The organism is Faecalibacterium sp. Marseille-Q4137 (assembly GCF_017377535.1).
In the GTDB taxonomy this organism is placed as follows: Bacteria; Bacillota; Clostridia; order Oscillospirales; family Ruminococcaceae; genus Faecalibacterium; species Faecalibacterium duncaniae.
The window spans coordinates 1-21,569 of sequence record NZ_JAFREK010000030.1; the positions used below are offsets into that span (position 1 = coordinate 1).

The following is a 21,569-nucleotide window of genomic DNA, read 5'->3' on the forward strand; positions in this document are numbered from 1 at the left end:
GTGTAGCATACCGCTGGAGAGCGGTCTATAAATACTACTCTTTTATAATACGAGGAGGTGTTAAACAATGCAGAGAAAAGGCGCAAACATCAGCTTGAAGGGGTACGATGATATTTTCTCGACCGAGCAATCCAGAGCCGAATCTCAGCAGGAGCGAGTGCAGGAAATTCCGCTTTCTGAATTGCACCCTTTCGAGGGACACCCCTTCCGTGTGGTTGATGATGAAGAAATGATGAAAACGGCAGAGAGCGTCCGAGATTTCGGAGTTCTCACCCCGGCGATTGTCCGTCCTGACCCCGATGGTGGTTATGAAATCGTTTCTGGTCACAGGCGGCACCGGGCATCGGAGCTTGCGGGTAAGGAAACCATGCCTGCGATTGTTCGTGACCTGGACGATGATGCAGCCATTATTCTGATGGTCGATGCGAATTTGCAGAGAGAAACCATTCTTCCGAGCGAAAGAGCATTTGCCTACAAGATGAAGTTGGATGCAATTAAACATCAGGGCGAAAGGACAGATTTAACTTCTGGACAACTTGTCCAGAAGTTGTTGTCAGTAGAAAAAGTGGCTGAAGGAACCGGTGAAAGCTACAAGAATGTGCAACGCTATATCCGTCTAACCGAACTGATTCCGGAACTGTTGGATATGGTGGATACGGGTCAGATCAAATTCAATCCTGCGGTGGAGCTTTCCTATCTGGCAAGAGAAGAACAGCAGGATTTTCTTTCTGCAATGGATTATGCTCAAGCAGCTCCTTCCCTTTCGCAAGCACAGCGAATTAAAAAGCTCGCACAGGAGGGCGAGTGTACGCTGGATGCGATGTGCGAGATTATGAATGAAATCAAGAAGGGAGAGCTGGACAGAGTAACCTTCAAAACGGATTCGTTGCGAAAATACTTCCCGAAGTCCTATACCAACAAGCAGATGGAGGATAAAATTATTCAGCTTTTGGAACAGTGGCAGAAAAAAAGAGAAAAATCTATGGAAAGGTAAGGTAAAAAATGTTTACACCCAAAAACATTCAGGGCGCTTTGGAAGAACTCTACGACCTTTGCGATCCTGATTATATGGTAGATATGCTCGTAAATTACAGTGAGGAGTTCGATGATATTTCTCCTACGCTTCTGGCAAGGTCGTTCCAGAAAAATGCCGAGATGGTTTGCGAGTACCGAGTATTGTCCTCTGCTGGTGAGGGTATCGACTATCAGGGAACGGTACTTCTGAACAGCAGAGCCGTGCGGCTTCTGTCCTATGTAGAAGATACGAGCGGCAATGAAAAAGTTCGCACGATTCAGAGCAAGGAGCTGTGGTTAACAGAAGATATGACCTTCTATGTGGTGTCCTGTATGTCCACGATTACGATGGACAAGGAAGAAGCCATTTGTCTTAACGAACACCGCAGTGTAGTTACTACGGTGGAATGCGAGGACGATATTTTCTTCGACATGGGTTCCCTGATTTGCGAACTGGACGATATTTGCTTGTTCGAGCTTTTAGCCGATGCGGATGCGACTATTTATGAACTGTAACAGGTTCATGGATGGTCGCTTTTCTTATTTCCAAAGAAACGGAGGTATCGAAACTTGAAAGAATACGATGTGAAGATTACCGAAACCTTGGAGAAAACGGTTACGGTGCAAGCAGAATCTCACGATGCGGCAGAGGAACAGGTTAGAGCCGCTTATTACAATTCGGAGTACATTCTGGACTCCGAAAACTTTACCGGTGTTGCGTTCGGCACGACCGAGGAACGGGAGGTTCAGAAAGAACAGGCAGATACCATGAATGTGTTGCTGGTAAAGCCGTTCATGTATCCGCAGGCTGTGCAGATCGGCTGTGAGCTGGAGGATTTGCAGAAAGCCGTAGGTGGCGATATTGAGGCAACTTATCCGTTCAATGAGCCGGTTGCACTGCTCATGCACGACGAAGGTAAACTCGCAGGCAAAGACCTGAACCGTGCGCTGCGTGATGATGACGGCGATATTTATGACATTATCGCCGGTGATTTCCTGGTGGTTGGTTTGGGTGAGGAGGATTTTTGTTCTCTGTCCCCGGAACTGATGAAGCAGTTTGAGGAACACTTTCATCAGCCTGAGACTTTTGTACGCATGGGGCGCAGCATTATGGCGCTTCCCCTGCCGGATGACATGGTGAAGAAAGAAGATGCACCTGTCAAAGCTGATTCGGTTCCCCATAAAATTAACCCTGACCGAGATGTTCTGTAAGGAGGTTCTTATGCAAAGAAATTCGACGATTGGAGAGCTGATGGAGCGAAAGCGGATTCAGGATGGTGCCAAGGAGTACCAGGGACATACCTATATGGACTTGGCACGATTTGATGAAGCCACCAAGCACATGATTATTTTCGATGTGCTGACCGATGAATCGCCTGTCGGTTGGAAAGGCGAAAGAAATCGCCTGTATTTGAGCGATGTGGGTTATCAGAAGGCTCTGGATAACCAGAAAGCTGGCAATATCAAGATTATCAGCCATGCCGCAGTTGCCAAGGGCAATCTGTATTACGACCACAGAGATATGGCACGATAATCTGTTCACTCTACTGCTTGCAGGAGGTGATGAATCATGCAGGAAGAAGTTGAAAACAGGACAGTGAACCTGGCGATCAGCACTACCAAGCTGACGGGGCGCACTATCATTGCCGGTATCCGCAAGTATTTGCAGCACCGGGAAAAAGTGAAAATGAAAAAGGCACGAGACCCTGCCGTTCATGGAAAACAATCCGTGAAACAGCTTTTGGGACAGAATCAGGGTGCTACGAATGTTGAGATCGACAAAGAGAGTATCCGTGATTTTGAAAAGCTCGCCAAGAAGTACGGCGTGGACTTTGCCGTAAGGAAAGATAAGTCCGTTGATCCTCCCCGGTTTCTTGTCTTTGTCCGTTCCAAAGATGCAGATGCTTTGGATGCGATCTGCAAGGAACATCAGGCAAGGGCATTAACCAAGAATGAAAAGCCGAGCGTTCTGGCGCAACTGAAGAAGTTCAAGGAAATTGTCGCAGCGATTCCGAAGAAGGTTCGAGAGAAGAAACAGGAGCGTGATCTGTGATGGATAAGAGAAAAATTAAAAAGCTCCTGATTCTGAATTTACCGTATTTTCTGGTAGGGTTGTTCGCTACGAATTTAGGAGAAGCATGGAGATTGGCTGAGGGTGCAGATTCATCTGCGAAAATCCTCAGCTTTTTTAATGCCCTTCCGATAGCCCTGAACAATCCGTTGCCCAGCTTTCACCCGTTGGATTTGCTGATTGGCATTTTCTGCGGCGCAGGACTCCGGCTGGCTGTCTATCTAAAAGGCAAAAACGCAAAGAAGTACCGACACAATGTTGAGTACGGTTCTGCTCGTTGGGGAACGGCAAAAGATATTGAGCCGTTTATTGCACCAAAGTTCGAGGACAATGTGATCCTGACAAAAACGGAGCGGTTGATGATGAGCAATCGCCCGAAGAATCCTGCCAATGCCCGAAATAAGAATGTTCTGATTATCGGCGGTTCGGGTTCCGGTAAGACTCGCTTTTGGTTGAAGCCAAACCTTCTCCAGATGCACAGCTCCTATGTGGTCACTGACCCCAAAGGCAGCATCGTGATTGAGTGCGGCAACGCCCTTTTGAAGCATGGCTACACCATAAAGATTTTCAACACCATCAACTTTCAGAAGTCGATGCACTATAACCCTTTTGCCTATATCCATTCAGAAAAAGACATTCTGAAACTGGTGACAACGCTGATTGCCAACACAAAGGGTGATGGAAAAGCCGGTGACGAGTTCTGGACGAAGGCGGAAACGCTGCTCTACTGCGCCTTGATCGGATATATCCACTATGAAGCTCCGGTTGAGGAACAGAATTTCTCCACCCTGATTGAGTTCCTGAACGCAATGGAGGTGCGGGAAGATGATGAGGAGTTCCAGAATCCGGTGGATCTGATGTTCGAAGCCCTGGAAAAGAAAAAGCCAAATCACTTTGCAGTCCGTCAGTATAAAAAATACAAGCTGGCTGCCGGCAAGACCGCTAAGTCGATTTTGATTTCCTGCGGCGCTCGTCTGGCTCCTTTTGATATTCAGGAGGTCAGAAATGTGACTGCCTATGATGAGTTGCAGTTGGATACTCTCGGAGATAAGAAAACGGCGCTCTTTCTGATTATGTCAGATACGGATGCGACCTTTAATTTTTTGATCTCCATGATTTACACACAGCTGTTCAACTTGCTGTGCGAGAAAGCAGATGATGTGTACGGCGGCAGACTGCCGGTTCATGTGCGCTGCCTGATTGATGAGATGGCAAACATCGGTCAGATTCCCAATCTGGAAAAACTGGTAGCGACAATCCGAAGCCGTGAAATATCAGCTTGCCTTGTTCTCCAGGCACAATCACAGCTGAAAGCCATTTATAAAGACAATGCCGATACCATCATCGGCAACATGGATTCCCGAATTTTCCTGGGTGGTTCTGAGCCAACCACGCTTAAAGAACTAAATCAGGCATTGGGAAAAGAAACTATCGACACCTACAACACCTCCAACACCAGAGGTAACAGCCCGTCTTACGGCTTGAATTATCAGAAGTTAGGCAAAGACCTTGCGAGCGTAGATGAGCTTGCGGTTCTGGATGGAAGCAAGTGTATTTTGCAGTTGCGTGGTGTCAGACCGTTTCTTTCTGACAAGTACGATCTGACGCAGCACCCCAATTATAAGTACACATCAGACTTTGATAAGAGAAATGAGTTCAACATTGAACAGTTTCTGAGTCGAAGGTTGAAGCTCAAGGCAGGTGATGAGTTTGTGGTAGTCGATGCGGATTAAGGAGGTTTCTGTTTGGAAAATCTGAAAACGGTATCTGCCCTGGTTAAGAACATCTTGGAACACGACCACAAGGCAAGAAATACCGACAATCATTTGTACCTGATGGTACTGGAACACTATTCCGGGCTGCGTGGCATCGACATTCATGCCATGACGGTTCCTGTGTTTTTGAAGGAACTGGATAGACGCAGCTTTCCGGGGTTTGAAACTGTCCGCAGAAGCAGACAGAAAGTGCAGGCAACCTACCCTGACCTTGCTCCCAGTGAAGCCGTAGGCAAACGCAGAGCAAAAAATGAGGTTGTATATCGAGAATTTGCAGAAAGCGAGGTGTAAAAAATGACTTGGTGGATCACAGATACCTCTATTGGGCAGCGTTTGAAGTTCATTAGACGATTTCGCCGCCTTACACAGAAAGAGCTTGGACTCCTGATGGGGTATTCCGAGAAAACAGCGGATGTCCGTATTGCTCAGTATGAGAAAAACGCTCGAACCCCTAATGCAGAAACCACAGCGAAACTCGCAGAGGTTCTGAAGGTTTCACCTGCTGTTTTTTCACCGACGATCTGTGCTTCTCGTGAAGATTTGTTGCAGTCAATGTATTGGCTGTTTCTCATGAAAGGTGGTGGTGATATATATGATTGTGAAACTGAATATGCAAGAAGCAGAATGGAACAGAAACTTGGCGTGATAACCGTTGAGGAGTTCCTTGAAAAGATTCTCGCAAACTAAGCCTTCCGTCCGGTTTTGATACCGGTAGTACGGAGGGCTTTTTCTATTCTCAAAACAATTTCAAATTTTAGGAGGAAAATATTATGGCATTTTTCAATAGCGCAGTAACCGTTCTTCAGACTCTCGTTATCGCTCTGGGCGCAGGTCTTGGCATCTGGGGTGCAATCAATCTGCTTGAGGGCTACGGCAACGATAACCCCGGCGCAAATGCTCATGTGCGGTAAAGTAACAAATGATAATTTGATAGACAGCAGCCACTATTTCCGAAACACAGACCAATACGAAAAGCTGATGTGGGGATTTTCCTATATCAGCTTTTGTCTTTCTAAGCATTTTGGGGAAAGTGATGTATTTGTATCTTTCCTATTGACAGCCAGCCTTTGAAGTGATATATTTATCTCGACAAGCGACAAATACATCTCATCGGAGGACACCATTATGAAAAAAAGAACGAAACTCACAATTTGCCTGGGCGTGATATGCGCTCTGCTGGTAGCAATATCTTCATGGTACACGATAGCATTTAACAATTCAAGGTTTATTGTGCCTATGGATTTATCTGAATATGTTTTCAGAGTGCAAGACCTGCCTATGATTATTTCCGGCGTACTTCTTACCTTGTATATTGTGAATATTGTTGTGTTGTTTTTGGAATCTATTAAAACAAACAGGCGTAGGGAATTAACCTTGCAATCCACCAGAACAATAAATCCAAAACTGGGTTTTTTAGGTTTATTAGGATTTGCCGGATTTTTGGGATTTTGGACTTACAGCGTTGACAAGACAATTTTTCCTTTTGTGTTTTTCCTGTTTTTCGGCTTTTTCGGATTTTTCTATGAGGGAAAAATGTCAAATACTCTTATAGATGAACGATACAAAGAAAACAAAATGAAAGCGCAAAGTGTAGCGAACAAAACTTCTCTGTCCATTATTTTTCTTGCAATACTCATTTTGGGACAGGGAAAGCTCATGGATAACCTTGAATATACCTTAATTGCTCTTGTTATTGTTATAGCTCTCTCCATAGCACTTGAAATATTCCTTAGCGAATATCTGCTATATCATTATGATAACGATGAACAGTTTGATGAAAGCGAGGAATAAGCGTGCCGGATTTTGAATGTAGATTAAAAAAGTACAGGCTATTAAAGGATTTGACACAAGAGCAGTTAGCGGCACAGGTAGGCGTGCGGCGAGAAACAATTATGCGGCTGGAAAAGGCACAATACAATCCCTCACTTAAACTGGCGATTGATATTTCAAGAGTTGTTGAAGCACCGATTGAAGAAATATTCGTTTTCAAGTGATTTGTGCGGAATTATGCTTATTTTATAGGCAGTTGCGCTAATGTTAATCTGCATTGCTTGCCGCATAGCAGCTATCATGCTATTTTTGATTTACCAAGACAAAGGAGTGGAACGCATCATGTTTCTATGAAATCTAAAAACTCTCAGAAAACAGAAAGGCTTTTCACAGGAAGAATTAGCAACCAGACTTCATGTAGTCAGACAGACTATCTCCAAATGGGAGAAAAATTTGTCCGTTCCCGACGCTGATACTCTTATTCGTCTGGCTGAAATATTAGAGGTATCTGTCAGTGAATTGCTGGGTACGAAAATTGAAAATGAAAATGTCGCCAGTGATGTTGCCGAACAACTATCCAGAATAAACGAGCAACTGGCAATCAAGAACCGCCGCTCACGTCGTATCTGGAAAATTGTTGCCATTATATTAGCAGTAATCGTTCTTGTGAATATTTTTATTGCTGTCTTTTTCAGCGTTCCAGACCTCAACAGCAATACCCAGAATAACCCGCTAGCAATAAGTGATGAAACGATAAGCATAGATGAATGAAGTCGCTAAAAATAGCAAAACCAGCCGAGCCAGTCAACGGCAAGTAAATGGGCTGCACCCACCGTTGACAGCCCCGCCTGTCCTTGCCGGTGGGTAATCAAGGGGCGACAGCAGAAAATGCTGCCGCCCTTTCCCATAATTGAAGAAAGGGGGATTTTCCATGACCGAACAGGAAGCCTATCAAGAACATATCCGCTATACCCATGATACCTATTGCCGGATTGTTATTCGCCATGCGTCCTTTGACGCTGCCCGTATGCTGGCGGCGAGGTGGAGACGGGAAATCTCTCTTGAATATTTGACCGAAGAAAAGTTTGTCCCACTAAGCACCACAGACGAGTATTTTCAAGTGCCGGACTATGGCGAAACTTATCTGTTTTCTGTCCGGGGGCAGACGATATTTTTAGATAGCTGTTCCCTTGCGGCGGCTCTTGCCGGGCTGCCGGAACAGACACAAGAGGAAATCTTTTTATATTACTTCCAGCACTTGACACAGAAAGAAATCGGAGAACAAAGCGGCTGGACACGCAGCACAATCGGGCGGCATATTCAGCTTGCCTTGAAGCGGCTGAAAGAGGAAATGGAGGTGTTGTCCCATGAGTAACCGACTTCTCCCCTATGACACGATTATAAAGGCACATGAGGGCGACCCCATAGCGATACAAGCTGTCCTTGACCGCTACGCCGGATATATCCGCTACTTTTCCAAAATGAACGGCTATTATAACTCTGATATGGAGGACTACATCAAAACAAAGCTGATTGAAAGCCTGTTCAAGTTCCGGCTTGACCGTTGAGTTTGGATTGATGATATGATAAAATCATTTTAGCAAATTGAATTTTGAAGGGGGAATAAAAATGGCGGTTTCAAATATAAATGCTATTATTAACAAGGATATTCATAAAGTTTGGGATATTGTTTTTGCAGTTGAAAAATATAGTGAGTGGCGAAGCGATTTAAGCAAAACAGAAATCATAAATGAGAAGCAATTTATTGAGTACACTAAAGACGGATATGCAACTACATTTTCTATCACTACTATTGAGCCATATAAACGCTGGGAATTTGACATGGAAAATAGCAATATGTCAGGACATTGGATTGGTGTTTTTACAGCTAAGGGAAATGAAACACAAATTGATTTTACAGAAAATGTGACACCTAAAAAGTGGATTATGAAACCTTTTGTAAAAATTTATCTGAAAAAGCAACAAGAACAATTTGTTCTGGACTTAAAAAAAGCATTGAAATAACAACTTCAAGTTTGCCACACTGAACCACTATAAAAACTGAATATCCCGCCGTCCCGCAGCGGCACATGAAGCAGTAAATCCGAAAAAGATTTGCTGCTTTTTTTGCGCCCATTTTTGGCAAATTTCCAAATGTTCCGTATTAGACAGTGAAGCCAAAAAAGGTTGCCGCTTTTTTCAGACAGCGGGCAAAACGCAGCTTCCAAAACGCCTTATTGTCGGGAAAGACCGAGCCGCCGGAAAAGTTCTTGCCGGAAAGTCCGTCATTTTTGCTTTTTGCGGTGTTGTAGGGAGTAAGGGGGAGAATGCCAGCCCGCAGCCTTTTATAAAAAAGCTGGTTGCGATTTTCTGAAAAAGTGGCAGTAGGAAGTGAACGGCAGTCCGGCAGTTTCTTAGAGCAAGATTCTACCGAGGTGCCAAAATTCGCTCTCCGCTTATTTTTGCCCCTGCGGGAATCTTGTTGGGGAGTGCCTTCCCCAAACCCTGCTATGCGCCCTGTCGGGCGAGAAAGGAGGTCACAGACCATGCGAAAGAAATACAATACGCCCCACCGCCGTCATGTGGTAAAGACCCGCATGACCGATGAAGAATACGCCGACTTCACCGGGCGGCTGGCGGCTTATGAAATCAGCCAGTCCGAGTTTATCCGGCAAGCCATACGGAAAGCGACCATACGCCCCATTGTCACCGTTTCCCCGGTCAATGACGGGCTGCTTGCCGCCCTCTCCAAGCTCACGGCAGAGTACGGGAAAATCGGCGGCAACTTAAACCAGATTGCCCGGAGCCTGAACGAATACGGAAGCCCCTACCGGGGGCTGGAAAAGGAAGTGCGGGGAGCCGCCGCCGACCTTGCCGCCTTGAAGTTTGAAGTCTTGCAGAAAGTAGGTGAAGCCGTTGGCGATACTCAAACATATCAGCTCTAAAAATGCCAACTACGGGGACGCTGAAAAATACCTCACATTCGAGCATGACGAGTTTACCATGAAGCCCACCCTTGACGCAGACGGGCGGCTCATACCGAGGGTAGACTACCGCATATCCTCTCTGAATTGTGGCGGGGAGGATTTTGCCGTTGCCTGTATGCGCTCCAATCTCCGCTACGGCAAGAACCAGAAACGGGAGGACGTAAAGAGCCACCACTACATCATCAGCTTTGACCCACGGGACGGCCCGGACAACGGCTTGACCGTTGATCGGGCGCAGGAGCTGGGCGAGAAGTTCTGCGCCGAGCATTTCCCCGGACACCAGGCCCTTGTCTGCACCCACCCGGACGGACACAGCCACACCGAAAATATCCATGTGCATATCGTCATTAACAGTCTGCGGATTGCGGAGGTTCCCATGCTGCCCCACATGGACAGGCCAGCGGACAGGAAAGCAGGCTGCAAGCACCGCTGTACGGACGCAGCTATGAACTATCTGAAAGCCGAAGTCATGGAGATGTGCCACAGCGAGGGGCTTTACCAGATAGACCTTTTGAACGGCAGCAAAGAACGCATTACCGAGCGTGAGTATTGGGCGCAGAAGAAAGGACAGGCTGCCCTTGACAGAGCCAACGCCCCTATTGCTGCGGACGGTATCGCGCCCCGGCAGACCAAGTTTGAAACGGATAAGGCGAAGCTGCGCCGGACTATCCGGGAAGCCCTTGCCGCTGCTTCCGGCTTTGATGAGTTTGCCGCCCTGCTTCTCCGGCATGGTGTGACCGTCAAGGAGAGCCGGGGGCGGCTAAGTTACCTCACGCCGGACAGGACGAAGCCAATTACCGCCCGGAAGCTGGGGGACGATTTTGACCGGGCTGCTGTCCTCTCCGTTTTGGAGCAGAACGCCGCCAGAGCCGCCGAAAAACCCGCAGCCATAGCGGAATACCCCGGCAGTATCAAAGACCGCTTACGGACGAAAAAAGAAGCGAAAAACGCCCCGAACAATGACGCTGTACAGCGCATGGTAGACATAGCCGCCAAGCGAGCCGAGGGGAAAGGACGGGGCTATGAGAAGTGGGCGACCATGCACAACCTCAAACAGATGTCGGCTACCCTCATGCTCTACCAGCAGTATGGCTTTTCTTCCCCGGACGAGCTGGACGCTGCCATTTCCGCAGCCAACACCGCCACGCAGGAGAGCCTTGCCGGACTGAAAGGGCTGGAAGCCGCTATCCGGGAGAAAAAGGAATTGCAGCGCAACCTTTTGGGCTATATCGGCACGAAGCCCGCCCGTGACGGTCTGAAAGCGCAGAAATCGGAGAAAGCCCGGAGAGCCTACCGGGAACAGCACGAAAGCGATTTTATCATAGCGGACACAGCCGCCCGTTATTTCCGGGAGCATGGAATAACCAAGCTGCCAGCCAGCAAAGCCCTGCAAAGGGAGATTGAGCAGCTTACCGTCCAGAAGAACGCCGGATATAACGACTACCGGGAGAAACGCCAGCGGGCGCAGGAGCTTCAGACAGTCAGACGCAATATCGACCAGATTTTAAGGGGCGCACCGAGCCAGCAGAAAAAGCGTGAACAGGAGCGTTAAAGACCGCCCCGAAATGATACCGAAACCCTACAAAAATACAGGTATGATATGAACCCTTACCGCAATACTCCCCGACTTCCAAACGGGGCTTACAGGGCAGAAAAAGCCCGAAAATGATACCGAGAACATACAGAAAATGCCCCCTATCCCGCTACACCGATAGGAACGGCAGAAAGGAGCTTACCATTGCCGAGAATGAGCAAGAAGCGGCGGCTGGAATGGTCTTTCTTCCTCAACCACCGCAACCGTATCACTTACAACGACCTATGCCGGGGCTGCACCCGTGACTGCAAACAGAGCTTCCGGGCGGTTATCATACTATGCCCTCGCTATTATTCCAAACGCTGGAAAAAGGAGGACGCAGCCTATGGCAGATAACCGCAAATATTACTACCTCAAGCTGAAAGAGAGCTATTTTGACGATGATGCAATCGTTCTGCTGGAAAGTATGCAGGACGGCGTTATCTATTCCAACATTCTCTTGAAGCTGTACTTGAAATCGCTGAAAAACGGCGGGAAATTGCAGCTTGACGAGAATATCCCCTACACCGCCCAGATGATTGCGACCATTACCCGCCAGCAGGTAGGTACCGTAGAGAGAGCTTTGAAAATCTTTATGAAGCTGGGGCTTGTGGAGCCTTTGCCAAGCGGCGCACTCTACATGAGCAACATTGAGCTTTTAATCGGCCAGTCCTCTACCGAGGGGGAGCGCAAGCGCAGGGCGCGGCTGGCTTTGCAGGAACAAAAAGCCCTGCCGCAGACAGGGGCGGACAAATGTCCACCATATCGAGCGGACATTTGTCCACCAGAGATAGAGATAGAGAAAGAGATAGATATAGAAATAGAAAAAGAGAGAGAGTTAGAAACGGGACACCCCGCCCCCGCCGCCTATGGCAGATACCACAATGTCATTCTTTCCGATACGGAGCTTGACGGGCTGAAAACAGAGCTTCCCGGCAAGTGGGAGTATTACATTGACCGCCTATCCTGCCATATCGCTTCCAGCGGGAGGAAATACAAGAGCCATGCAGCCACGATTTTCAAGTGGGCGCAGGAGGACGCAGCCAAGAAAGCCCCGAAAAAGGGCATACCCGATTATACCTGTAAGGAGGGCGAGAGCTTATGACGAATGGATTTGATGAAATGATTTTGAATATGACCGACACCACGCCGGAGCCGGAGGACTACACCGGCGAGGACGGGCTTTTATACTGCGGGAAGTGCCACAAGCCCAAAGAGGGCTATTTCCCCAAAGAAACCGCCGCATGGCTGGGGCGTGACCGCCACCCGGCAGAATGTGACTGCCAGCGGGCAGAGCGTGAGGAACGGGAAGCCGCAGAGAAACAGCGCAGTCACCTTGAAACTGTCGAGCGGTTGAAGCGGCGGGGCTTTACAGACCCGGCTATGCAGGGCTGGACGTTTGAGAACGACAACGGCAAGTGCCCGCAAATGGAACACGCCCATTTCTATGTGGAGAACTGGGAAACCATGAAAGAGCGCAACATTGGCTATCTGCTATGGGGCGGCGTTGGCACAGGCAAGAGCTATTTTGCGGGCTGTATCGCAAATGCCCTTATGGAGCGTGAAATCCCCGTGTGCATGACAAACTTTGCATTGATATTGGGTGACCTTGCCGCCAGCTTTGAGGGCAGGAATGAATATATCTCCCGACTTTGCAGCTTCCCGCTGCTTATCCTTGACGATTTTGGAATGGAACGGGGAACGGAATACGGCTTAGAGCAGGTCTACAACGTGATTGACAGCCGTTACCGCAGCGGCAGGCCGCTGATCGTCACGACTAATCTCACGCTGGAGGACTTGCAGCACCCGGAGGACACCGCCCACGCCCGCATTTATGACCGTCTGATTGAAATGTGTTCTCCTGTCCGCTTTACCGGGAGCAACTTCCGAAAAGCCACGGCGCAGGAGAAAATGGGACAACTGAAAAAGCTGATGAACAGAAAGGAGAGCCGCCTATGACCAACACCCCAAAGAATGACCGCAGCACCCGCCGCCCGGATTGCGTGACGGAAATCCGCATAGGTAATTCTGTCCTTGTCGTTTCCGGCTATTTCAAGCAGGACACCACCGCCACCGCCGCCGATAAAATGCTGAAAGTGCTGGAAGCGGAAGCTGCTACACAAAAATCGGCAATTTGACGGGACGTAAAGAAGCAGAAAGGACTGTACAGCCAGCCCCGGCGTGTGGTATGATAGTCATACGGAATAGTGGGGCTGGCTGTCGGAAATGGAGGACACTATGTTAAGACAGACCACCCGAAACCTTATTACCGCCCTTTATCCGAGATTATCCCACGAGGACGAGCTGCAAGGTGAGAGCAATTCTATTTCAAACCAGAAGCGTATTCTTGAAACCTATGCGAAGCAGAACGGCTTTTCCAATCTGCAATGGTACACAGATGACGGTTATTCTGGGGCGAACTTCCAAAGACCCGGTTTTCAAGCCATGCTTGCGGACATTGAAGCCGGAAAAGTCGGCACCGTTATCGTCAAGGATATGTCACGGTTAGGGCGAAACTATCTGCAAGTGGGAATGTATACGGAAATGATTTTCCCACAGAAAGGCGTCCGCTTTATCGCTATCAATGACGGAGTGGACAGCGCACAGGGCGACAATGATTTTGCCCCTCTGCGGAACATTTTTAACGAATGGCTGGTGAGAGATACGAGCAAGAAAATCAAAGCAGTAAAACGGTCTAAGGGTATGAGCGGGAAGCCCGTCACGAGCAAACCCGTATACGGCTACTTTATGGACGAGGACGAAAATTTTATCATTGACGGGGAAGCCGCCCCTGTTGTGCGGCAGATTTACAGCTTGTGCCTTGCCGGGAACGGGCCGACCAAGATAGCCCGTATGCTCACAGAGCAGGAGATCCCCACGCCGGGAACGCTGGAATACCGTCGGACGGGAAGCACCCGCCGCTACCACCCCGGCTATGAGTGCAAGTGGGCGACCAATACCGTGGTACATATCCTTGAAAACAGGGAGTACACGGGCTGTCTGGTAAACTTCAAGACGGAGAAGCCGTCCTACAAGACCAAGCACAGCGTAGAGAACCCCATTGAGAAACAGGCGATTTTCGAGAACCACCATGAGCCTATCATTGACACCCAGATGTGGGAGCGTGTGCAGGAGTTACGCAAGCAGCGCAAACGCCCGAACCGCTATGATGAAGTGGGCTTATTCTCCGGCATACTCTTTTGTGCCGACTGCGGCAGCGTCCTTTACCAGCAGCGTTACCAGAACGCCACCCGCAAGCAGGATTGTTATATCTGCGGGAGCTACAAGAAGCGTACCCGTGACTGTACGGCGCACTTTATCCGCACCGACCTGTTGACCGCCGGAGTGACCGACAATCTGCGGAAAGTCACCAGCTATGCAGCGAAGCACGAAGCCCGGTTTATGAAGCTGCTGATCGAGCAGAACGAGGACGGGGGCAAGCGCAGGAACGCCGCAAGGAAAAAGGAGCTGGAAGCCGCCGAGAAGCGTATCAGCGAGTTATCCGCTATCTTCAAGCGGCTGTATGAGGACAGCGTGACCGGGCGCATTTCAGACGAGCGTTTCACGGAGCTGTCGGCAGACTATGAAGCCGAGCAGAAAGAACTGAAAGAGAGAGCCGCCGCTATCCGGGCAGAGCTTTCCAAAGCGCAGGAAGCCACGGTAAACGCAGAAAAGTTTATGAATGTTGTCCGCAAGTACACCAGCTTTGAAGAACTTACCCCTACCCTTTTGCGTGAGTTTGTGGAGAAAATCGTTGTGCATGAGTGCAGCTATGACGAGAACGGCACACGCAGACAGGACATTGATATTTATTACTCTTTCGTTGGCAAGGTAGACCTGCCCGAATGACCGCCCGACCTATCCGGCGCAATGCGCAAACGCCGGATAGGAACGGCAAAATTTTTTACACTTCTACTACTTCTTTATCACACATCAGCAAAGTCCCAGGGTATGAAGCAGTTGATGGCGGGCGGTGGTGTCGCTCTGATTGGAACCACACTGGTTCCATTGCTTTCCGGATTGTTTGGTTAAACAGAAAAAGGAGGTAATCGCCTTTGGACAGCATACTCCAACAGATCACAGACTGGCTGAAAGAAATGCTTATTAGTGCCATTATGGGAAATCTGTCGGGGATGTTTGAGTCCGTCAACAATCAGGTTGGCGAGATAGCAACCTCCGTGGGCAGAACTCCGGAGAGTTTCTCTCCGGAGATTTTTGCTATGGTTCGCAACATCTCCGAATCAGTAATTATTCCCATAGCAGGCTTGATTTTAACATTCATAGCCTGTTATGAGCTGATTCAGCTGATAATTGACCACAACAACCTTGCTAATTTTGAAACCTGGATTTTCTTCAAATGGGTTTTCAAGACCTTTGTTGCGGTCATGCTCATCACCAACACATTCAATATTACAATGGCGGTTTTCGATGTAGCACAGCACGTTGTAAATGCCAGTGGCGGCATTATAGCCGGTAACACAGCCATAGACGCTTCTGGACTGGAAGCGCTGGAAGAAACGCTTCAGGGAATGGACTTAGGTCCTCTGATTGGCTTGTTGCTGCAATCTTTCGTTGTGCAGATTACAATGTCTGCCCTTGCCATTATCATTTTTGTCATTGTTTATGGCAGAATGATTGAAATCTATTTAATGGTGAGCCTTGCACCCATTCCATTCTCAACTTTTGCAAATCGTGAACAAAATCAGATCGGGCAGAACTATCTGCGCTCTTTATTTGCTCTCGGTTTTCAGGGCTTTTTAATCATCATCTGTGTTGGTATTTATGCGGTACTGGTACAGTCCCTTGCATTTACAGATGATATTATTGCGGATATCTGGGGAATCATGGGCTACACCGTATTGCTCTGCTTTACCCTGTTTAAGACAGGAACACTTGCAAAGAGCGTATTCAATGCACACTAACAGAGAGGAGGTGTTTGTTTGGCAGCATATATCCCTGTCCCTCGTGACCTGACGAGGGTAAAATCTAAGGTGTTCTTTAACCTGACAAAACGACAGCTTATTTGCTTTGGGGCAGCGGCGCTCATCGGAGTGCCGTTTTTCTTTTTTCTCAAATCTTTTGGCAATGTCAGTTTGGCAGCATTGGGCATGATTATCGTCATGCTTCCACTATTCTTTCTCGCAATGTACGAAAAGGATGGACAGCCGCTTGAAGTTATTGCACACCATTTCATTCAGGCGAAGTTTGTACGCCCCAAAATCAGACCGTATCAGACCGATAATTACTATGATGTACTGTTTCGTCAGTACCAGCTTGAAAAGGAGGTAGAACGCATTGTTTTTCCAGAAGAAAAAACAGACAAGAGAAATAAAAATGCCTGCCCATCTCAATCGAAAGCAGCAGAGAGAAATTAAAGCTGTTGTCGAACGTGCAAAAAAAGATAACGGGATTCCGCAGACTGCTCAACAGTCTATCCCGTTTCAAAGGATGTTCCCCGATGGAATTTGTCGTGTGACGGATAACTATTACACCAAAACTATCCAGTATCAGGACATCAATTATCAGCTTGCCCAGCAGGAAGATAAAACTGCTATTTTCGATGAATGGTGCAGCTTTCTGAATTTCTTTGATAGTTCTATTCATTTTGAACTATCTTTTATGAATATGGGAACCGATGCAGAGAGCTTTGAAAAGAGTGTCCGTATCCCATTTCAGAAAGATGAGTTCAATCCCGTTCGTGCGGAGTACAGTCAGATGTTGAAAAAACAGCTTTCTCAAGGAAACAACGGTTTGACTAAAACAAAATATCTGACTTTCGGTATCGAGGCAGAATCCATGCGTCAGGCAAAACCGAGACTGGCTCATATCGAAAACGACCTTCTCAACAATTTCCGCCGTTTGGGTGTTGTGGCAACTCCGATGGACGGCAAAGAGCGTCTGCGTCTGATGCACGCTATGTTCCACATGGGGGACGATGATAAGTTCTTTTTTGACTGGAAGTGGCTGGTAGAGTCCGGGCTTTCCGTAAAGGATTTCATTGCCCCTACCGCCTTTGCATTCAAAAACAACCGAACTTTTCAGATGGGCAGTTTGTACGGTTCTATGTCTTTTCTATCCATTTCGGCATCTGATCTCAGTGACCGGATGCTGGCAGATTTTCTGGATATGGAATCCAGTCAGATTGTTACTATACACATTCAGTCGGTAGATCAGACCGCTGCTATCAAAACCATTAAGCGCACCATCACCGAACTTGATCGTAGTAAAATTGAAGAGCAGAAGAAGGCGGTTCGTTCCGGATATGACATGGACATTATCCCAAGCGATCTCGCCACCTATGGCAGGGATGCCAAAGCTCTGCTGAAAGAGCTGCAAAGCCAGAATGAGCGTATGTTCATGGTCACGTTTCTTGTTATGAATACCGGACGCACAGAGCAGGAGCTGGAGAACAATGTGTTTCAAGCACAGAGCATTGCTCAGAAGCACAACTGTAATCTGCGTCGATTGGACTTCCAGCAGGAACAGGGGCTGATGAGCAGCCTGCCCCTGGCGCAGAACCTGATTGAAATTCGCCGTGGATTGACTACAAGTTCTACGGCTATTTTTGTACCGTTCACTACACAGGAACTGTTCCAGAACGGCGGAGAAACGCTTTATTATGGTCTGAACGCACTGTCCAACAACCTGATTATGGTGGACAGGAAGAAACTCAAAAACCCGAACGGACTGATTCTTGGTACTCCCGGTTCTGGTAAGTCCTTCAGTGCAAAACGTGAAATCACCAATGCTTTCCTGGTAACTGACGATGATGTTATCATCTGTGATCCCGAAGCAGAATATACTGCCCTGGTTCACAAGTTCCACGGACAGGTCGTGAAAATCAGTTCTTCCAGCACCAACTATATTAATCCGATGGATATTAATATCAACTATTCAGAGGACGACAATCCGGTGGCATTGAAAGCAGATTTTATCCTGTCCCTTTGTGAGTTGATTGTAGGTAGCAAGGACGGATTGCAGCCGGTCGAAAAGACGGTCATTGACCGTTGTGTGCATCAGATTTATCAGCGATATTTTGATGATCCCAAACCGGAGAATATGCCTATTCTGGAGGACTTGTATAATGCCCTTTTGAAGCAGGAAGAAAAGGAAGCGCATCATGTTGCAACTGCCCTTGAAATCTATGTTAAAGGTTCTCTGAAGGTGTTTAATCACCGAACCAATGTAGATATTCAGAATCGTCTGGTGTGTTACGACATTAAGGAACTGGGCAATCAGCTGAAAAAAATCGGGATGCTGGTTGTACAGGATCAGGTCTGGGGACGTGTCACCCAAAACCGTAATGCAGGAAAATCTACTCGATACTATATCGACGAGTTCCATTTGCTGCTCAAAGAGGAACAGACCGCAACTTATTCCATTGAAATTTGGAAGCGATTTCGTAAATGGGGCGGCATTCCGACCGGTATCACCCAGAATGTAAAAGACCTGCTTCGTAGTCCGGAGATTGCCAACATCCTAGAAAATTCGGACTTCATCTATATGCTCAATCAGGCAAGCGAGGACAGAACCATTCTGGCTCAGCGCCTGAATATCTCTCCCCATCAGCTCTCCTATGTCACAAACTCCGGTGAGGGCGAAGGACTTTTGTTTTATGGCAATGTGATTCTTCCGTTTGTTGACCGGTTCCCGAAGGACATTGAGCTGTACCGTATTATGACCACCAAATTGTCTGAGGTATCCAAAGAAAAGGAGGGGTAATAGATGGCGAAAAGACCTACCCGACTCCGTTTTACTGAGGATGATTTGTCCAGCGATGCGGTAAAAAAGGCTGCTGGAAAAGCGGAAAAAGCCGCAGCGAAGGCAGAAAAGGCAGTGGATAAAATCACTCCAAAGAAACACCGCAAGTTGCGGCAGGAAGCTGATGTTTCCGCTAGCAGAACTGCAAAACTTCGTTTTGGCAAGGCAAAGGCAGATGATATTCCCCCAAAGCCTTCCGGTATCAAACGAACGGTAACTCATGCACCGGTAGATACCCTGTCTGCGAATGTCCATAAATCTATCTCTCGATATGAAGATGATAATGTGGGCGTTCAGACAGCCCATCAGACAGAGCTTGGTGCGGAAACTGCTTACCATATTGCCGATCATGCGGTTTACAGTCATAAGCTGAAAGCCTATGACAAGGCAGAAAAGCTGGTGAGCAAATCAGATAAAGCAAATGTGAATGCACTGTTTGAAAAGTTTAAAAAGGACAATCCCAATGCTTCTTCCAATCCTCTTTCACGATGGCGGCAAAAGCATAACATCAAGAAAGAATATGCCGCAGCACGAGCCGGAAAAGGCGGAAAGGCTACGGCAAAGGGTGCAGGAAAGACTGCAAAAGGAGTAAAAAGTCTGACACAGAAGATTGCCGATTTTTGTGTATCACACAAGACCGCATTGCTCTGGGTTTTGGCAATAGGGCTGTTATTCATGGTCATATCTGGAATGTTCTCCGCCTGCTCTACCATGTTCCAGGGCGGTACTCAGGTAGTGTTGGGGACTTCTTTTACTGCGGAAGATGAGGATATTTTGGGGACAGATGAAGATTATACGGCTTTAGAAAATGATTTGCGAAGCCAGGTGGACAATATTGAGTCCACCCATCCGGGATATGACGAATACCGTTATGCTCTCGATGAAATCGGACACAACCCCTATGAGCTGGCAGCTTATCTGACGGTTGTTTTTGAGGACTATACACGTGAAGAAGTACAGGCAGAACTTGTTAGACTATTTGAAGAACAGTATGATCTTGAACTTGATGAGGAAGTTGAGATACGCTCTTATACTACTACCGATGAAGATGGCAACACATCAACTGTTTATTATGAATATCGTATTCTGAATGTTACCCTGACCAACTACGGACTTGGCAATGTAATTGCATCTTCTAGACTGACCGCAGAGCAATGGGAACGATATAAGGTGCTGTTGGAAACGCTAGGTAATCGTTCTTATTTGTTTGGTGAAGATGTTTCCTCTGCCCCTGGAGGTGGTGGTGAATACACTGACTACGATATTCCAGGTGAAGCACTGACGGACACTGCTTTTGCCAACATGGTTAGAGAAGCTGAAAAATATTTGGGGTATCCCTATGTTTGGGGTGGTTCTTCCCCTTCTACCAGTTTTGATTGTTCTGGATTCGTCAGCTGGGTCATCAATAACTGCGGCAATGGATGGAGTGTCGGCAGACAAACTGCGAACGGGCTTAAAAACCTCTGTGATATTATTCCGCCTTCTGAAGCAAAACCAGGAGATCTGATTTTCTTCCAGGGAACCTACAACACATCAGGAGCTTCTCATGTAGGTATTTATGTGGGCAACGGGATGATGATTCACTGTGGTGATCCGATTTCTTATGCTTCCATCGAAACAAATTATTGGCAGCAGCACTTTTACTGCTTTGGCAGAATCCCTTAAGCTGCCGGAAAGGAGAACTATGGGCGCAAAATTAGAAAGGCTTGGTGCTGAACTTGCAAAGGCACGAAAAAAGAAAGCGGAATGGGATTCCAGGGTAAAGGATTTGGAGCGCAGATACCGTGAGGAGGAAAACTCCGAGATTCACGAGATGGTACACGCCGCCAACCTGACCCCTGACCAGCTTTCCGAACTTCTTAAAATGTTTGCGGAAGATTCCGCACCAAAACCGGAAACGATTCAATCTGTAACAGAGGAGGAAACTACACATGAAAATTAAGTATTTGGGCGCTACCTGTATGGCGCTGCTTTTGAGCATCGGGATATTTTCCACAACGGCATTTGCCTATGCTTCTGAGGCTCCTGCTGAAACTACGCAGGAGCAGACAGAAGAAACCGTACCGGAAACCAGTGAGCCGATGAAGCCGCTTACACCGGATGGCAATATGACACTGGTGGATGATGAAGGAGAACACCCTTCTGAGGGAAAACAGTTTATCACCGTTGTAACAAAAACTGGGAATTATTTTTATCTCATTATTGATCGTGATGATGAGGGTAAAGAAACAGTTCACTTTTTGAATCAGGTCGATGAAGTTGATCTGATGAAGCTGATGGATGAGGAAGAACTGGAGCAGCTGAAACCTGTTGAGGAAACCAAGCCAACTCCTGAGCCGGAAACCAAGCCGGAGACTGATACTGAAGTTCAAGAACCAGAGCCGGAGCCGGAAAAGAAACCCAATGTTCTTCCTGCTATTTTGACAATTCTCCTGCTTGCTGGTGGCGGCGGATTCTATGCTTTCAAAAAACTCAAGGGTAAGAAAGAAGAAAAAGCCCAGGAAAAGCCCGATCCGGATGCTGATTATGTGGACGATGACGAGGATTATGGCTATGACGAGGAAGATGATGGCGACATCATTTCCGACAGTGAGGACAAAGAACTGGTGTAATTGAAG

General features: G+C 47.5%; 27 protein-coding genes and 3 pseudogenes. 29 read left to right on the top strand and 1 reads right to left on the bottom strand.

Annotation, left to right across the window (positions count from 1 at the left end):
* Positions 1–67: 67 nt before the first annotated feature.
* The 15 genes and pseudogenes from J3353_RS11615 (at position 68) to J3353_RS11685 (ending at position 8,655) form a co-directional block, all read left to right on the top strand.
* On the top strand, positions 68–994 hold the full coding sequence (locus J3353_RS11615; RefSeq protein ID WP_148342138.1) for a ParB/RepB/Spo0J family partition protein: 927 nt from the start codon (positions 68–70) through the stop codon (positions 992–994).
* A gap of 8 nt (positions 995–1,002) precedes the next feature.
* Complete coding sequence (locus J3353_RS11620) at positions 1,003–1,530, top strand: hypothetical protein (protein WP_148342137.1); 528 nt, start codon at positions 1,003–1,005, stop codon at positions 1,528–1,530.
* 54 nt (positions 1,531–1,584) lie between these two features.
* Positions 1,585–2,226 carry a DUF3846 domain-containing protein gene (locus J3353_RS11625; RefSeq protein WP_148342136.1) on the top strand — a complete coding sequence of 214 codons (642 nt, stop codon included), beginning with the start codon at positions 1,585–1,587 and terminating at the stop codon, positions 2,224–2,226.
* Positions 2,227–2,236: 10 nt separating this feature from the next.
* On the top strand, positions 2,237–2,548 hold the full coding sequence (locus J3353_RS11630; protein WP_117416131.1) for a DUF5720 family protein: 312 nt from the start codon (positions 2,237–2,239) through the stop codon (positions 2,546–2,548).
* A gap of 36 nt (positions 2,549–2,584) precedes the next feature.
* Positions 2,585–3,067: a PcfB family protein gene (locus J3353_RS11635; RefSeq protein WP_002304320.1), complete on the top strand. Its 483-nt coding sequence runs from the start codon at positions 2,585–2,587 to the stop codon at positions 3,065–3,067.
* On the top strand, positions 3,067–4,818 hold the full coding sequence (locus J3353_RS11640; RefSeq protein WP_148342135.1) for a VirD4-like conjugal transfer protein, CD1115 family: 1,752 nt from the start codon (positions 3,067–3,069) through the stop codon (positions 4,816–4,818). The genes J3353_RS11635 and J3353_RS11640 overlap by 1 nt, the downstream gene beginning before the upstream one ends.
* A 12-nt stretch (positions 4,819–4,830) precedes the next feature.
* A complete protein-coding gene (locus tag J3353_RS11645) occupies positions 4,831–5,151 on the top strand; it encodes a hypothetical protein (protein WP_002304332.1) in 321 nt (106 codons plus the stop codon).
* A 3-nt stretch (positions 5,152–5,154) separates the two neighbouring features.
* On the top strand, positions 5,155–5,547 hold the full coding sequence (locus J3353_RS11650) for a helix-turn-helix domain-containing protein (RefSeq protein WP_118629860.1): 393 nt from the start codon (positions 5,155–5,157) through the stop codon (positions 5,545–5,547).
* A gap of 83 nt (positions 5,548–5,630) precedes the next feature.
* Positions 5,631–5,759, top strand: a pseudogene (locus tag J3353_RS11655) (Maff2 family mobile element protein); the annotation flags it as partial.
* A gap of 226 nt (positions 5,760–5,985) precedes the next feature.
* Positions 5,986–6,651 (top strand): DUF3796 domain-containing protein, encoded by a 666-nt coding sequence (locus tag J3353_RS11660; RefSeq protein ID WP_050540877.1) that lies wholly within the window; start codon positions 5,986–5,988, stop codon positions 6,649–6,651.
* A gap of 2 nt (positions 6,652–6,653) precedes the next feature.
* Positions 6,654–6,854: a helix-turn-helix transcriptional regulator gene (locus J3353_RS11665; RefSeq protein WP_032747079.1), complete on the top strand. Its 201-nt coding sequence runs from the start codon at positions 6,654–6,656 to the stop codon at positions 6,852–6,854.
* 142 nt (positions 6,855–6,996) lie between these two features.
* Positions 6,997–7,401, top strand: a pseudogene (locus J3353_RS11670) (helix-turn-helix domain-containing protein); the annotation flags it as partial.
* Between the two features lie 160 nt (positions 7,402–7,561).
* Positions 7,562–8,005: an RNA polymerase sigma factor gene (locus J3353_RS11675; protein ID WP_007054578.1), complete on the top strand. Its 444-nt coding sequence runs from the start codon at positions 7,562–7,564 to the stop codon at positions 8,003–8,005.
* On the top strand, positions 7,998–8,198 hold the full coding sequence (locus tag J3353_RS11680) for a helix-turn-helix domain-containing protein (RefSeq protein ID WP_007054579.1): 201 nt from the start codon (positions 7,998–8,000) through the stop codon (positions 8,196–8,198). The genes J3353_RS11675 and J3353_RS11680 overlap by 8 nt, the downstream gene beginning before the upstream one ends.
* 61 nt (positions 8,199–8,259) lie before the next feature.
* Positions 8,260–8,655: an SRPBCC family protein gene (locus J3353_RS11685; RefSeq protein ID WP_007054580.1), complete on the top strand. Its 396-nt coding sequence runs from the start codon at positions 8,260–8,262 to the stop codon at positions 8,653–8,655.
* Between the two features lie 139 nt (positions 8,656–8,794).
* Here the strand turns inward: J3353_RS11685 and J3353_RS11690 are convergent, their stop codons facing one another.
* Entirely contained in the window at positions 8,795–9,193 is a 399-nt protein-coding gene (locus J3353_RS11690) for a hypothetical protein (protein ID WP_207684901.1), read from the bottom strand.
* On the opposite strand from J3353_RS11690, the gene J3353_RS11695 reads away from it, so the two are divergent.
* The 14 genes and pseudogenes from J3353_RS11695 (at position 9,177) to J3353_RS11760 (ending at position 21,563) form a co-directional block, all read left to right on the top strand.
* Positions 9,177–9,575, top strand: coding sequence for a plasmid mobilization relaxosome protein MobC (locus J3353_RS11695; RefSeq protein ID WP_002602094.1), 399 nt, complete (start codon positions 9,177–9,179; stop codon positions 9,573–9,575). The genes J3353_RS11690 and J3353_RS11695 overlap by 17 nt on opposite strands.
* Positions 9,547–11,169: a relaxase/mobilization nuclease domain-containing protein gene (locus J3353_RS11700; protein WP_002602093.1), complete on the top strand. Its 1,623-nt coding sequence runs from the start codon at positions 9,547–9,549 to the stop codon at positions 11,167–11,169. Before J3353_RS11695 ends, J3353_RS11700 begins: the two co-directional genes overlap by 29 nt.
* 186 nt (positions 11,170–11,355) lie before the next feature.
* Positions 11,356–11,547, top strand: a complete 192-nt coding sequence (locus J3353_RS11705) for a hypothetical protein (protein WP_006058351.1) — start codon at positions 11,356–11,358, stop codon at positions 11,545–11,547.
* Complete coding sequence (locus J3353_RS11710; protein WP_002605636.1) at positions 11,537–12,295, top strand: phage replisome organizer N-terminal domain-containing protein; 759 nt, start codon at positions 11,537–11,539, stop codon at positions 12,293–12,295. Before J3353_RS11705 ends, J3353_RS11710 begins: the two co-directional genes overlap by 11 nt.
* Complete coding sequence (locus tag J3353_RS11715; protein ID WP_002605635.1) at positions 12,292–13,149, top strand: ATP-binding protein; 858 nt, start codon at positions 12,292–12,294, stop codon at positions 13,147–13,149. The genes J3353_RS11710 and J3353_RS11715 overlap by 4 nt, the downstream gene beginning before the upstream one ends.
* Entirely contained in the window at positions 13,146–13,328 is a 183-nt protein-coding gene (locus J3353_RS11720) for a transposon-encoded TnpW family protein (protein WP_002605634.1), read from the top strand. The genes J3353_RS11715 and J3353_RS11720 overlap by 4 nt, the downstream gene beginning before the upstream one ends.
* Before the next feature lie 100 nt (positions 13,329–13,428).
* Positions 13,429–15,039 (top strand): recombinase family protein, encoded by a 1,611-nt coding sequence (locus tag J3353_RS11725; RefSeq protein ID WP_002605633.1) that lies wholly within the window; start codon positions 13,429–13,431, stop codon positions 15,037–15,039.
* A gap of 87 nt (positions 15,040–15,126) precedes the next feature.
* Positions 15,127–15,222, top strand: a pseudogene (locus J3353_RS16590) (Maff2 family mobile element protein); the annotation flags it as partial.
* Positions 15,223–15,245: 23 nt separating this feature from the next.
* Positions 15,246–16,112 (top strand): VirB6/TrbL-like conjugal transfer protein, CD1112 family, encoded by an 867-nt coding sequence (locus J3353_RS11735; protein WP_055230815.1) that lies wholly within the window; start codon positions 15,246–15,248, stop codon positions 16,110–16,112.
* 18 nt (positions 16,113–16,130) lie between these two features.
* Positions 16,131–16,565 (top strand): PrgI family protein, encoded by a 435-nt coding sequence (locus J3353_RS11740; protein WP_055230816.1) that lies wholly within the window; start codon positions 16,131–16,133, stop codon positions 16,563–16,565.
* Entirely contained in the window at positions 16,525–18,912 is a 2,388-nt protein-coding gene (locus J3353_RS11745) for a VirB4-like conjugal transfer ATPase, CD1110 family (RefSeq protein ID WP_055230817.1), read from the top strand. Before J3353_RS11740 ends, J3353_RS11745 begins: the two co-directional genes overlap by 41 nt.
* A 3-nt stretch (positions 18,913–18,915) precedes the next feature.
* Positions 18,916–20,616: a C40 family peptidase gene (locus J3353_RS11750; protein WP_055230818.1), complete on the top strand. Its 1,701-nt coding sequence runs from the start codon at positions 18,916–18,918 to the stop codon at positions 20,614–20,616.
* Between the two features lie 19 nt (positions 20,617–20,635).
* Positions 20,636–20,893: a DUF4315 family protein gene (locus J3353_RS11755; RefSeq protein ID WP_055230819.1), complete on the top strand. Its 258-nt coding sequence runs from the start codon at positions 20,636–20,638 to the stop codon at positions 20,891–20,893.
* Positions 20,883–21,563 (top strand): DUF4366 domain-containing protein, encoded by a 681-nt coding sequence (locus J3353_RS11760; protein WP_055230820.1) that lies wholly within the window; start codon positions 20,883–20,885, stop codon positions 21,561–21,563. Before J3353_RS11755 ends, J3353_RS11760 begins: the two co-directional genes overlap by 11 nt.
* Positions 21,564–21,569 lie beyond the last annotated feature (6 nt).